The organism is Streptomyces sp. ISL-43, assembly GCF_018614195.1.
Lineage (GTDB): Bacteria > Actinomycetota > Actinomycetes > Streptomycetales > Streptomycetaceae > Streptomyces.
The window spans coordinates 68,551-81,339 of sequence record NZ_JAGGOT010000032.1 but is presented as its reverse complement, the minus strand read 5'-3'; the positions used below and the strand labels follow the sequence as shown (position 1 = coordinate 81,339).

Annotated in this window: 11 protein-coding genes; 7 read left to right on the top strand and 4 right to left on the bottom strand. The window is 71.7% G+C overall.

The annotated features are described in order from the left end of the window. Positions 1–69: 69 nt before the first annotated feature. Positions 70–336, bottom strand: coding sequence for a 30S ribosomal protein S20 (gene rpsT / locus J7F03_RS18900; protein WP_030384651.1), 267 nt, complete (start codon positions 334–336; stop codon positions 70–72). Between the two features lie 223 nt (positions 337–559). Here rpsT and lepA point away from each other — a divergent pair, with 223 nt between their 5' ends. From lepA to hemW, 3 genes are all read left to right on the top strand, one after another. Next, the gene (gene lepA, locus J7F03_RS18895) at positions 560–2,425 is read left to right on the top strand and encodes a translation elongation factor 4 (RefSeq protein WP_214950852.1); all 1,866 of its coding nucleotides are present in this window, start codon (positions 560–562) and stop codon (positions 2,423–2,425) included. A gap of 320 nt (positions 2,426–2,745) precedes the next feature. Then, positions 2,746–4,638 (top strand): long-chain fatty acid--CoA ligase, encoded by a 1,893-nt coding sequence (locus tag J7F03_RS18890; RefSeq protein ID WP_214950851.1) that lies wholly within the window; start codon positions 2,746–2,748, stop codon positions 4,636–4,638. Between the two features lie 240 nt (positions 4,639–4,878). Then, positions 4,879–6,111, top strand: coding sequence for a radical SAM family heme chaperone HemW (hemW, locus tag J7F03_RS18885; protein WP_214950850.1), 1,233 nt, complete (start codon positions 4,879–4,881; stop codon positions 6,109–6,111). 43 nt (positions 6,112–6,154) lie between these two features. Here the strand turns inward: hemW and J7F03_RS18880 are convergent, their stop codons facing one another. The 3 genes from J7F03_RS18880 to J7F03_RS18870 all read right to left on the bottom strand — a co-directional run bounded on the left by J7F03_RS18880 (position 6,155) and on the right by J7F03_RS18870 (position 8,358). After that, complete coding sequence (locus J7F03_RS18880) at positions 6,155–6,694, bottom strand: hypothetical protein (RefSeq protein ID WP_214950849.1); 540 nt, start codon at positions 6,692–6,694, stop codon at positions 6,155–6,157. Positions 6,695–6,800: 106 nt separating this feature from the next. Further along, a complete protein-coding gene (locus J7F03_RS18875) occupies positions 6,801–7,601 on the bottom strand; it encodes a DUF3097 domain-containing protein (RefSeq protein ID WP_214950848.1) in 801 nt (266 codons plus the stop codon). 28 nt (positions 7,602–7,629) lie between these two features. Beyond that, positions 7,630–8,358 (bottom strand): MBL fold metallo-hydrolase, encoded by a 729-nt coding sequence (locus tag J7F03_RS18870; RefSeq protein WP_214950847.1) that lies wholly within the window; start codon positions 8,356–8,358, stop codon positions 7,630–7,632. 141 nt (positions 8,359–8,499) lie between these two features. Here J7F03_RS18870 and hrcA point away from each other — a divergent pair, with 141 nt between their 5' ends. The 4 genes from hrcA (at position 8,500) to J7F03_RS18850 (ending at position 12,660) form a co-directional block, all read left to right on the top strand. Next, positions 8,500–9,519, top strand: coding sequence for a heat-inducible transcriptional repressor HrcA (gene hrcA / locus J7F03_RS18865; protein WP_214950846.1), 1,020 nt, complete (start codon positions 8,500–8,502; stop codon positions 9,517–9,519). After that, on the top strand, positions 9,520–10,659 hold the full coding sequence (gene dnaJ / locus J7F03_RS18860) for a molecular chaperone DnaJ (protein WP_214950845.1): 1,140 nt from the start codon (positions 9,520–9,522) through the stop codon (positions 10,657–10,659). It begins immediately after the preceding gene. Positions 10,660–10,828: 169 nt separating this feature from the next. Next, complete coding sequence (locus tag J7F03_RS18855) at positions 10,829–11,920, top strand: nitronate monooxygenase (protein ID WP_214950844.1); 1,092 nt, start codon at positions 10,829–10,831, stop codon at positions 11,918–11,920. Continuing rightward, positions 11,917–12,660, top strand: coding sequence for a 16S rRNA (uracil(1498)-N(3))-methyltransferase (locus J7F03_RS18850; RefSeq protein ID WP_214950843.1), 744 nt, complete (start codon positions 11,917–11,919; stop codon positions 12,658–12,660). The genes J7F03_RS18855 and J7F03_RS18850 overlap by 4 nt, the downstream gene beginning before the upstream one ends. Positions 12,661–12,789 lie beyond the last annotated feature (129 nt).

The following is a 12,789-nucleotide window of genomic DNA, read 5'->3' as shown; positions in this document are numbered from 1 at the left end:
GCGCGGGGTGCCGGTCGGGAGCGGGAGAGAGGGCCCGCTGGATCCCTACCCGGCGATCACATCAGGAGCTCAGCCCTGAAGGGAGGCAACCTTGGTGGCCAGCGCCGACTTCTTGTTGGCGGCGGCGTTCTTGTGGATGACACCCTTCGAGACGGCCTTGTCGAGCGCACGAGCGGCGGCGCGGGAAGCCACGGTGGCCTTCTCGACGTCACCGGCGACGACGGCCTCACGGGCCTTGCGGATCGCGGTCTTGAGCGAAGACTTGACGGCCTTGTTGCGCAGGCGCGCCTTCTCGTTCGTCTTGTTCCGCTTGATCTGGGACTTGATGTTCGCCACGAAAGAGCCTTTGCAGGTTCAGAGATTTGATCTTCGGATTTGTGTCCCGAAAGCTTAGAGGGCACACGAGACACAGCTGCTCAGGGTACCAGCCACGCTCCCACCGGCCCAAACCGAGCGCACTCTCGCTTCCATGGGACCATGGGAGCCTGCGTACAGATCCGACTTCGCGCAGACCGAAGCCCACTTCGTTCCGACTGCGACCCGAGAATCAGGACACTGCGTGCCCGCGATCCCCAGCCACGTGCCCGAGCCGAGCCGTACCGACCCGGCGCTGATCCGCAATTTCTGCATCATCGCGCACATCGACCACGGCAAGTCGACCCTCGCCGACCGGATGCTCCAGCTCACCGGCGTGGTGGACTCGCGGCAGATGCGCGCCCAGTACCTCGACCGCATGGACATCGAGCGTGAGCGCGGCATCACGATCAAGTCCCAGGCGGTCCGACTGCCCTGGGCGCCGAACACGGGCGAGGACGAGGGCAAGACCCACATCCTCAACATGATCGACACCCCCGGGCACGTCGACTTCACCTACGAGGTCTCGCGCTCCCTCGCCGCGTGCGAGGGCACGGTCCTCCTGGTGGACGCCGCCCAGGGCATCGAGGCGCAGACCCTCGCCAACCTGTACCTGGCGATGGAGAAGGACCTGGCGATCGTCCCGGTCCTGAACAAGATCGACCTGCCGGCCGCCCAGCCGGAGAAGTTCGCCGAGGAGCTCGCGAACCTGGTCGGCTGCCAGCCCGAGGACGTCCTGCGCGTCTCGGCGAAGACCGGTCTCGGTGTGGACGTACTGCTCGACAAGATCGTCGCCACGGTCCCGGCCCCGGTCGGTCCCAAGGACGCCCCGGCCCGCGCGATGATCTTCGACTCGGTCTACGACTCGTACCGCGGTGTCGTGACCTACGTCCGTGTCGTCGACGGCCAGCTCAACAAGCGCGAGCGCATCCGGATGATGTCCACCGGCGCCACGCACGAGCTGCTGGAGATCGGCGTCTCCTCTCCGGAGATGACCCCGGCCGACGGCATCGGCGTCGGCGAGGTGGGCTACATCATCACCGGCGTGAAGGACGTCCGTCAGTCCAAGGTCGGTGACACCATCACCAGCCTGCACAACGGCGCGACCGAGGCCCTCGGCGGCTACAAGGACCCGCGTCCGATGGTCTTCTCGGGCCTGTACCCGCTCGACGGCTCGGACTACCCGGACCTGCGCGAGGCCCTGGACAAGCTCCAGCTCAACGACGCCGCGCTCGTCTACGAGCCGGAGACCTCGGCCGCGCTGGGCTTCGGCTTCCGCGTCGGCTTCCTCGGCCTGCTCCACCTGGACGTGGTCCGCGAGCGCCTGGAGCGCGAGTTCGGCCTCGACCTGATCGCCACCGCGCCCAACGTGGTCTACCGGGTCGTCCTGGAGGACGGCAAGGAAGTCACCGTCACCAACCCGAGCGAGTTCCCCGAGGGCAAGATCTCGGACGTGTTCGAGCCGGTCGTACGGGCCACCCTGCTCGCGCCTTCCGAGTTCATCGGCGCGATCATGGAGCTCTGCCAGCAGCGCCGCGGCACCCTCCTCGGGATGGACTACCTCTCCGAGGACCGGGTCGAGATCCGCTACACCCTCCCGCTCGCCGAGATCGTCTTCGACTTCTTCGACCAGCTGAAGTCCAAGACGCGCGGTTACGCCTCCCTCGACTACGAGCCCACCGGCGAGCAGGCCTCCGGCCTGGTCAAGGTCGACATCCTGCTGCACGGCGACAAGGTCGACGCCTTCTCCGCCGTCACGCACAAGGACGCCGCCTACGCCTACGGTGTGCGCCTCGTCGCCAAGCTGCGCGAGCTCATCCCGCGGCAGGCCTTCGAGATCCCGATCCAGGCGGCCGTCGGCTCCCGTGTCATCGCCCGCGAGACCATCCGCGCCATCCGCAAGGACGTCCTCGCCAAGTGCTACGGCGGTGACATCTCCCGTAAGCGGAAGCTGCTGGAGAAGCAGAAGGAAGGCAAGAAGCGCATGAAGATGGTCGGCTCCGTGGAGGTCCCGCAGGAGGCCTTCATCGCCGTCCTCTCCAGCGACGAGTCCGGCGGCAAGAAGAAGTAGCCCCCCGCTTGTGAGGCAGGCCTCCGTGCTCCGGCGCGGGGGCCTGCTCCGTTTGCGGCGTGCGGCGTGCGGGTGCGGGTGCGGGCGTGGGCGTGGGTGCGGGCGTCGGCGTCGGCGCGTCGCGGAGGGCGCGGTCCGCTTCGTTATGAATCGGCGCCCCAAGGCCTCTTACGCGCCAGGCGGAGGGCCCCTAGTCTGATCACTGCTCGTTGGTTACTCGCCAGTTACAAGCACCTGACTCAGCCACCCACCCTGACCCACCACCCAGTCAGTCCGCCCCTGTGAAGAACAGGCCCTGCCGCGTGGTCCGGAGGATGTCCGTGAGCGACACACAGACCTTGATCGAGAACCGTCCGCCCACCGTGGCGACCCTCTTCCTGGAGCGTGTCGCCGCCACGCCGAACGCCGAGGCCTACCGCTACCCCGTCCCCGCCGCGGACGGCCGGGGCGGCCCGGACGAGTGGAAGTCGCTCAGCTGGGGACAGGCCGCCGAACGGGTTTTCGCCATCGCGGCGGGACTCGTCGACCTCGGAATCCAGCCTGAGCAGCGCGTCGCGCTGGCCTCCAACACCCGGGTGGAGTGGATCCTCGCCGACCTCGGCGTGATGTGCGCCGGCGGCGCCGTCACCACGATCTACCCGAGCACGAACGCCGAGGAGTCGGCGTTCATCCTCTCCGACTCCGAGAGCCGGATCCTGATCGCCGAGGACGCCGCACAGCTGGCCAAGGCCCGCGAGCGGCGCGCCGACCTGCCCGAGCTCGCGCACGTGGTGGTCCTGGACGCCACCGGCGTGGACGCGGCCGAGGGCGACCCCGAGGGCTGGGTACTCTCCCTCGCCGACCTGGAGGCGCGCGGCCGGGAGTACCTCGCCAAGCACCCCGAGGCGGTCAAGGAGCGGATCGCGGCCATCACCGCCGACCAGCTCGCCACCCTCATCTACACCTCCGGTACGACCGGCCGCCCCAAGGGCGTGCGGCTGCCGCACGACAACTGGTCGTACATGGCCAAGGCCATGGTCGCCACCGGGCTGATCGGCAAGGACGACGTCCAGTACCTCTGGCTGCCGCTCGCCCACGTCTTCGGCAAGGTGCTGACCTCGGGGCAGATCGAGGCCGGGCACGTGACCGCGGTCGACGGCCGGATCGACAAGATCATCGAGAACCTGCCGATCGTGCAGCCGACGTACATGGCCGCCGTCCCGCGCATCTTCGAGAAGGTCTACAACGGTGTGGCCGCCAAGGCCCGGGCCGCCGGCGGCGCCAAGTACAAGATCTTCAAGTGGTCGGTCGGCGTCGCCCGGGAGTACGCCAAGGTCACGCAGGACAACTTCCGCCGCACGGGCCGGGCGACCGCCCCCTTCGGCCTCACCACCAAGCACAAGATCGCCGACGCGCTCGTCTACTCCAAGCTCCGCGAGGCCTTCGGCGGAAAGCTGCGCGCCGCCGTCTCCGGTGCCTCCGCCCTGGCGCCCGACATCGGCTACTTCTTCTCCGGCGCGGGCATCCACATCCTCGAGGGCTACGGCCTGACCGAGTCCAGCGCGGCCTCCTTCGTCAACCCGGGCGAGGCCTACCGCACCGGCACGGTCGGCAAGCCGCTCCCCGGCACCGAGGTCCGCATCGCCGACGACGGCGAGGTCCTCCTGCGCGGCCCCGGCATCATGCAGGGCTACCACCAGCAGCCGGAGAAGACCGCCGAGGTCCTGGAGTCCGACGGTTGGCTGCACACGGGCGACATCGGCGAACTGTCCGCCGACGGCTACCTGCGCATCACCGACCGCAAGAAGGACCTGATCAAGACCTCGGGCGGCAAATACGTCGCCCCGGCGGAGATCGAGGGCCAGTTCAAGGCGATCTGCCCGTACGTGTCGACCATCGTCGTGCACGGCGCGGACCGGAACTTCTGCTCCGCGCTCATCGCCCTGGACGAGCCGTCCATCCTGGTCTGGGCCGCCGACAACGGCCTGGAGGGCAAGACGTACTCCCAGGTCCTGGCCGCCCCCGAGACCAACCGGCTGATCGAGACCTACGTCCAGACCCTCAATGAGGGCCTCCAGCGGTGGCAGACGGTCAAGAAGTTCCGCCTCCTGCCCCGCGACCTCGACGTCGAGCACGGCGACCTGACGCCCAGCCTCAAGCTGAAGCGACCGGCCGTCGAGCGTGAGTTCAAGCACCTGATCGAGGAGATGTACGAGGGCTCGCGCGAGGCGTAGCCCCTGCGGCGAGCTGGGCCGGGCGGGGCGGCGGACCGCCCCGCGAACCCCGGCGCCCGCGGGTCCCGCCGGCTGCCTTCGGCCGCCGTGCACGGACCCGCGGGAGCGGTCCGGGACCGGCCTGCCCCGGCCCGCGCAGTCGGCCCGTCCGGCGGGCCTGCCCGGGACGGGCCCCGTCCCGGGCAGGCCCGCCGGCCGTGGCCGGGGACGGTGGGGTCGGGGGTGCGGGACAATGGGGGTATGCCTTCCGCACTGCCCGACGGTGAACCCATGCCCGAAGACGGCTCGCTGCCGTCGCACGCCCTGGTGGGAGCCGGGGAACGGCCGCTCGGGTTCTACCTGCACGTCCCGTACTGCGCCACGCGCTGCGGGTACTGCGACTTCAACACCTACACGGCCACCGAACTGCGGGGTACCGGCGGCGTGCTCGCCTCCCGGGAGAACTACGCCGACACGCTGATCGACGAGGTCAGGCTGGCCCGCAAGGTCCTCGGGGACGACCCGAGGGCCGTGCGGACGGTGTTCGTGGGCGGCGGCACGCCGACGCTGCTGCCCGCGGGGGACCTCGTACGGATGCTCGCGGCGATCCGCGACGAGTTCGGGCTGGCCGAGGACGCGGAGATCACCACCGAGGCCAATCCGGAGTCGGTGGACCCGCGGTACCTGGCGGAGCTGCGCGCGGGCGGATTCAACCGGGTCTCCTTCGGCATGCAGAGCGCGAAGCAGCACGTCCTGAAGGTGCTGGACCGCACCCACACCCCCGGGCGGCCCGAGGCGTGCGTCGCGGAGGCGCGGGCGGCGGGCTTCGAGCACGTGAACCTGGACCTGATCTACGGGACGCCGGGCGAGTCGGACGAGGACTGGCGGGCGTCGCTGTCGGCGGCGCTGGGGGCCGGACCGGACCACATCAGCGCCTACGCGCTGATCGTGGAGGAAGGCACGCAGCTCGCGCGGCGGATCCGCCGGGGCGAGGTCCCGATGACGGACGACGACGTGCACGCGGACCGGTACCTGATCGCGGACTCCGTGATGGCCGAGGCCGGCTACTCCTGGTACGAGGTGTCGAACTGGGCCACGTCCGAGGCCGGGCGGTGCCTGCACAACGAGCTGTACTGGCGCGGGGCCGACTGGTGGGGCGCGGGGCCCGGTGCCCACTCGCACGTGAGCGGGGTGCGGTGGTGGAACGTGAAGCACCCGGGCGCCTACGCGGCCGCGCTGGCGGAGGGGCGCTCACCGGGCGCGGGGCGCGAGCTCCTGTCCGCGGAGGACCGGCGGGTGGAGCGGATCCTGCTGGAGGTGCGGCTGGTGGACGGCTGCCCGCTGTCGCTGCTCGCCCCCGCCGGCCTTGCCGCCGCCGGGCGGGCGTTGGCGGACGGCCTCCTGGAGCAGGGCCCGTACGAGGCGGGCCGCGCCGTACTGACGCTGCGCGGCCGCCTCCTGGCCGACGCGGTGGTCCGCGACCTGGTGGACTAGGCCGGGCGATCGCCCGGACAGGACCTGGCCCCGCCGGTCGCCGCTAGTAGCCCCAGCGGGCCTGGCTGCCGTCCTGGCGGCAGTAGATCATCCGGCCGTTCCCGGCGTGCGTGGAGCGGCCGATGTCGGCCTTGCGGCAGAACTGGCCCGCGTTGTAGCAGTTCCCCGCGTTCGAGACGATCTCGCAGTCCGCGGCCGCGGGCGGCGGTTCCGGGGCCTTGGTCGTGGGTTTCGGTGTGGGCTTGGCGGCCGCCCGGGTCGTGGGGGCGACGGGCGCCTTCCGGTCGGTGCCGGAGGCGGGGGCGGTGGTGGCCGCCGGGGCCGGGACCGGCGAGGGGGTGGCCGAGGGCGGTGGGGACGGAGTCGGAGTCGGTGTCGGCGAGGCCGTCGTCGGGGCCGCCGAGGTGAGGGACGGCGGCGCGGACACCGCGGGGCCCTCGCTCGCGGCCGGAGCGCAGGCGACGGCCGCGCCCGCCACCAGGAGGGCGACCAGCGCCCGCCGGATCCGGTCCCCGGGACGTATGCGGCCTCTCGGGCCGTCGCTGTCGCTGCTGTTGCCGTCGCTGCCGTCGCTGCCGTGCATCGGTGCCCCCACCTGAAAGTCACTCAAAGGAGGCACATCATATGAACGGCCGTCTGGCTGCGAGGGGTTTCGCCGCAATCGTGACCGACAGCCTTTTCCCCGCGTGCTACGGCGCCGTGACGTGGTCGATGAGGTGCTCCACCGCGCCCAACAGGGTGGGCTCCAGGTCCTTGTAAGAGGTCACGCGGGACAGGATGTGCCGCCAGGCGGCGCCCGTGTTCTCCGGCCAGCCCAGCGCCCGGCAGATGCCCGTCTTCCAGTCCTGGCCGCGCGGGATCACCGGCCATGCCGCGATGCCCAGCGCGGACGGTTTCACCGCCTGCCAGACGTCCACGTACGGGTGGCCCACGATCAGGACGTGCGGGGAGGTCACCGACGCGGCGATGCGGGATTCCTTCGAGCCCGGCACCAGGTGGTCCACGAGGACGCCCAGGCGGGCGTCCGGGCCCGGGGCGAAGTCGGCGACCACCGACGGGAGGTCGTCGATGCCCTCCAGGTACTCGACCACCACGCCCTCGATCCGCAGGTCGTCGCCCCAGACCCGTTCCACGAGCTCGGCGTCGTGGCGGCCCTCCACGTAGATCCGGCCGGCCCGGGCCACCCGCGCCCGCGCGCCGGGCACGGCCACGGAGCCGGACGCGGTGCGCACCGGGGCCGAAGGGGCGCGGACCGGGCGGGTCAGCGTCACCACCGCGCCGTCCAGGAGGAACCCGCGGGGCTCCAGCGGGAAGACCCGCCGCTTGCCGAAGCGGTCCTCCAGGGTGACGGTGCCCGCCTCGCACCCCACCACCGCGCCGCAGAAGTCCGTACCCGCCACCTCGACCACCAGGTCGGGGTCGGCCGGCACCTCCGGAACGGGCTTGGCGCGCTTCCACTGGGGTGTCAGGTCGGGGGAGTACTCACGCATCCGGCCGAGGGTAGGAGAGCGGGCGCGTTCAGGCGTCCGACACGCCGAAACGGGCCGCCAGTGTGGCGCGTTGCTCACGGACGAAGGCGGCGTCGACCACCGCTCCGTGACCCGGCACGTACAGCGCGTCGTCGCCGCCCAGGGAGAGCAGCCGGTCCAGCGCCGCCGGCCACTGGCGGGGTACGGCGTCGGGGCCGGCCTGGGGCTCACCCGACTCCTCGACGAGGTCGCCGCAGAAGACGACCTCCCGACCGCCGCCCGGGACGAAGGCGGCCAGATCGTGCCGGGTGTGCCCGGGCCCCACGTTGGCCAGCAGCACCTGCACGCCACCCAGGTCGAGCGTCCACTCGCCCGACACCAGGTGCCGGGGGACCACCAGCAGGTCCACCGCCTCGGCGGCCTCGGCCGGTGCCAGGCCGTGCCGGACCGCGTCGGCCCGCAGGTCGTCATGGCTGACGGAGAGCAGGGTGTCCAGGCCGACGGGACCGTAGACCTCCGCCCCCGCGAACACCGCACCGCCCAGCACGTGGTCGAAATGTCCGTGTGTGAATGCGATATGAGTCACGCGCCGGCCCGCCAGTCGCTCCGCCTCGGCCCGCACCAGGGCGCCTTCCCGGACGGAGGAACCGGGGTCGATCAGGAGGGCCGAATCATCGCCCACCACCAGTCCCACCGTGCAATCCCACACCGGCAGCCGCCGCCGGCCGGCCCGATCGGTGAGCCGTTCCCAGCCCGCCTCTTCCCAACGCACGTCCATGCCGCGACGCTACCTTGGCGGGCCACCCTTGCTACGGGTACACCACCCCGCCGTACACTGACCGGGGGATCTCTGGCACTCGAACGCTCAGAGTGCCAACAGTCCCAGCCGCGAACGACGGAAACGATGGAGGTGTGCGCGATGCTCAGCGAACGCAGACTCGAAGTGCTGCGCGCCATCGTCCAGGACTACGTCGGGACGGAGGAGCCGGTCGGCTCCAAGGCGCTCACGGAGCGGCACCGGCTCGGCGTCTCGCCCGCCACCGTGCGCAACGACATGGCCGTGCTGGAGGAGGAGGGCTACATCGCCCAGCCCCACACCAGCGCCGGCCGGATCCCCACCGACAAGGGCTACCGCCTCTTCGTCGACAGGCTGGCGGGGGTCAAACCGCTGTCGACGCCCGAGCGCCGGGCCATTCAGAACTTCCTCGACGGCGCCGTCGACCTCGACGACGTCGTCGGCCGGACCGTACGGCTGCTCGCGCAGCTGACCCGGCAGGTCGCTGTCGTCCAGTACCCGAGCCTGACCCGGTCCACCGTCCGGCACGTGGAGCTGCTCTCGCTGGCCCCGGCCCGCCTCATGCTCGTCCTCATCACGGACACCGGCCGGGTCGAGCAGCGGCTCGTCGACTGCCAGGCCCCCTTCACGGAATCCTCGCTGGCCGATCTGCGGGCCCGTCTCAACAGCCGCGTCGTCGGCCGCCGGTTCACCGACGTGCCGCCGCTGGTGCAGGACCTTCCGGAGTCCTTCGACTCCGGGGACGACCAGGCGACGGTCAAGGACGTCCTGGCGACCCTCCTCGAAACGCTGGTGGAGGAGGCGGAGGAGCGGCTGATGATCGGCGGCACCGCCAACCTCACCCGCTTCGGACACGATTTTCCCCTGACGATCAGGCCGGTGCTCGAAGCGCTGGAGGAGCAGGTCGTGCTCCTCAAGCTGCTGGGCGAGGCCAATGAGTCGGGAATGGCCGTAAAGATCGGGCATGAGAACGCCTACGAGGGACTGAACTCCACGTCCGTCGTCTCGGTCGGCTACGGTTCGGGCGGCGAAGCAGTCGCCAAACTCGGCGTGGTCGGACCGACCCGCATGGACTACCCCGGAACGATGGGAGCGGTACGCGCAGTGGCACGTTACGTCGGACAGATCCTGGCGGAGTCGTAAGTGGCCACGGACTACTACGCCGTTCTCGGCGTGCGCCGCGACGCATCGCAGGACGAGATCAAGAAGGCCTTCCGCCGCCTCGCGCGTGAACTCCACCCGGACGTGAATCCGGACCCGAAGACGCAGGAGCGCTTCAAGGAGATCAACGCGGCCTACGAGGTGCTCTCGGACCCGCAGAAGAAGCAGGTCTTCGACCTCGGCGGCGACCCGCTGTCCTCCTCCGGAGGAGGCGGCGGCGCGGGCGGATTCGGGGCCGGTGGCTTCGGCAACTTCTCCGACATCATGGACGCCTTCTTCGGCCAGTCCTCGCAGCGCGGACCGCGCTCGCGGACCCGCCGCGGCCAGGACGCCATGATCCGCCTCGACCTGGAGCTGGACGAGGCCGCCTTCGGCACCACCAAGGACATCCAGGTCGACACGGCCGTCGTCTGCACCACCTGCTCCGGAGAGGGCGCCGCCCCCGGCACCTCGGCGCAGACGTGTGACATGTGCCGCGGCCGCGGCGAGGTCTCGCAGGTCACCCGGTCCTTCCTGGGCCAGGTCATGACCTCGCGCCCCTGCCCGCAGTGCCAGGGCTTCGGCACCGTGGTCCCGACCCCGTGCCCCGAGTGCGCGGGCGACGGCCGGGTCCGCTCCCGCCGCAGCCTCACGGTCAAGATCCCTGCCGGTGTCGAGAACGGCACCCGGATCCAGCTCGCGGGCGAGGGCGAGGTCGGCCCCGGCGGCGGCCCCGCCGGCGACCTGTACGTGGAGATCCACGAGCTGCCGCACGCGACCTTCCAGCGGCGCGGGGACGACCTGCACTGCACGGTCACCATCCCGATGACCGCGGCGTCCCTGGGCACCAAGTGCCCGCTGGAGACGCTGGACGGCCTGGAGGAGATCGACATCCGGCCCGGCACCCAGTCCGGCCAGGCCATCCCGCTGCACGGCCGGGGTGTCACGCACCTGCGCGGCGGCGGGCGCGGCGACCTCATCGTCCACGTCGAGGTCACCACCCCGAGCAAGCTGGACGCCCAGCAGGAGGACCTGCTGCGCCAGCTGGCGAAGCTGCGCGGCGAGGAGCGGCCGACGGGCCAGTTCGCGCCGGGCCAGCAGGGGCTCTTCAGTCGCCTGAAGGACGCCTTCAACGGGCGCTGAGCCACCCGCGGACGTACGTACGCGAACACCTGCGAGCCCGGTCCGGGGATGCCCCGGACCGGGCTCGCGGCGCAGGTGACGGCGGGTTCTCGCCGATCCGGTGAAGGGGACTATGCCAGGCGAATGCCGTGATTCGGCCCCCTGCGCGGGACGTGGCACGATGCAGCTCATGTCCTCCGCACCGAACGGTCTCTTCGCGTACCCGATCGTGCAGGCTCCCATGGCGGGCGGCGCGTCCTGCCCGCCGCTCGCGGCCGCCGTGTGCGAAGCGGGCGGACTGGGCTTCCTGGCCGGCGGCTACAAAACCGCCGACGGCATGTACCAGGAGATCAAGCGGCTGCGCGCGCTCACCCGCCGCCCCTTCGGTGTCAACCTCTTCATGCCGCAGGCCTCCTCCGTGGACCCGGCCGCGCTGGAGGTGTACCGCGGACAGCTCGCGAGCGAGGCCGGATGGTACGGGATCTCCCTCGCGGAGGAGGACCTCCTCGGCACTTGCGACGACGGCTACGACGCGAAACTCGCCATCCTCATCGAAGACCCGGTACCCGTGGTCTCGTTCACCTTCGGACTGCCCTCGCCCGCGGCCTTCACCTGCCTGCGCAAGGCCGGTACGTACACGATCGCCACCGTGACCTCGGTCGAGGAGGCCCGCGCCGCGCAGAGCGCCGGGGCGGACGCCGTCTGCGTCCAGGGCCTGGAGGCCGGTGGCCACCAGGGCACCCACCGCGACGACCCGCAGGCCGACGGCACGGCGGGCGTCGGCCTGCTCGCGCTCGTGGCGCAGGTACGCGAATCGGTGGCCCTCCCGATCATCGCGGCGGGCGGTCTGATGCGCGGCTCGCAGATCGCCGCGCTGCTCGCGGCGGGCGCGGAGGCCGCGCAGCTCGGCACGGCGTTCCTGGCCTGCCCGGAGTCCGGCGCCGACCCGCTGCACAAGAAGGCGCTGACCGACCCGCTGTTCGTCCGCACGGAGCTGACCCGGGCCTTCTCGGGGCGGCCGGCCCGGGGGCTGGTCAACCGGTTCATGCGCGAGCACGGCCCGTACGCCCCGGCCGCGTACCCGCAGGTCCACCACCTGACCTCGCCGCTGCGCAAGGCCGCCGCCGCGGCCGGGGACCCGCAGGGCATGGCCCTGTGGGCGGGTCAGGGGCACCGGCTGTCGCGGGCGATGCCCGCCGGGGAGCTGGTGGAGGTGCTCGCGGCGGAACTCGCCGCAGCGCAGCACGCGTTGAAGACAATGCAGATGAGGAGTGCGTCATGACCGCCCCCGTGTTCGTGGTCGAGGAGGTCCCCGCGGGGCCGGAGTTCGTCCTGGACGGCCCCGAGGGCCGGCACGCGGTCTCCGTGAAGCGGCTGACCCCGGGCGAGGCCGTCGTGCTCGCCGACGGCCGGGGCGGCTGGGCCGAGGCCGTAGTGAAGGCGGCCGAGGGCAAGGACCGGCTCGTGGTCTCGGTGTCCGGGGTCTTCGAGGAGGCGGAGCCGGCCGTCCGGATCACCGTCGTCCAGGCCCTGCCCAAGGGGGACCGCGGCGAGGTCGCCGTCGAGACCATGACGGAGACCGGCGTCGACGCGATCGTGCCCTGGCAGGCCTCGCGCTGCATCACCCAGTGGCGCGGCGACCGCGGTGCCAAGTCCCTCGCCAAGTGGCGGGCGACCGCGCGGGAGGCGGGCAAGCAGTCCCGCCGGGTGCGCTTCCCCGAGGTCGCGGAGGCCATGTCGACCAAGCAGGTCGCGGCGCTGCTCGCCGGGGCCGACCTGGCGATGGTCCTGCACGAGGACCGCGACACCCCCTCGGGCGCCCTGGCCACGGCGCAGCTGCCCGCCGCGGGCTCCGTCGTCCTGGTGGTCGGGCCCGAGGGCGGAGTCTCGCCGGAGGAGCTCGCCGCCTTCGCGGCGGCCGGGGCCCACCCGTACCGGCTGGGCCCCTCGGTGCTGCGCACCTCCACGGCCGGCACGGCGGCCGCCGCGGTCCTGCTGGCCAGGACGGGCCGCTGGTCCTGACGGACTGCCGGTCCTGACGGACTGCCGGTCCTGACGGACTGCCGGTCCTGACGGACTGCCGGTCCTGACGGACTGCCGGTCCTGACGGGCCGCTGGTCGTGACGGGTCCGACCGGCGACGGTGGATACG

What these genes read in the sequence shown, in the direction of transcription:
- hrcA (WP_214950846.1), top strand. Translation starts at nt 8,500, where the DNA reads ATGCTCAGCGAACGCAGACTCGAAGTGCTGCGCGCCATCGTCCAGGAC.
- J7F03_RS18875 (WP_214950848.1), bottom strand. Translation starts at nt 7,601, where the DNA reads ATGCGTGAGTACTCCCCCGACCTGACACCCCAGTGGAAGCGCGCCAAG.
- J7F03_RS18855 (WP_214950844.1), top strand. Translation starts at nt 10,829, where the DNA reads ATGTCCTCCGCACCGAACGGTCTCTTCGCGTACCCGATCGTGCAGGCT.
- J7F03_RS18870 (WP_214950847.1), bottom strand. Translation starts at nt 8,358, where the DNA reads ATGGACGTGCGTTGGGAAGAGGCGGGCTGGGAACGGCTCACCGATCGG.
- hemW (WP_214950850.1), top strand. Translation starts at nt 4,879, where the DNA reads ATGCCTTCCGCACTGCCCGACGGTGAACCCATGCCCGAAGACGGCTCG.
- J7F03_RS18880 (WP_214950849.1), bottom strand. Translation starts at nt 6,694, where the DNA reads ATGCACGGCAGCGACGGCAGCGACGGCAACAGCAGCGACAGCGACGGC.
- J7F03_RS18850 (WP_214950843.1), top strand. Translation starts at nt 11,917, where the DNA reads ATGACCGCCCCCGTGTTCGTGGTCGAGGAGGTCCCCGCGGGGCCGGAG.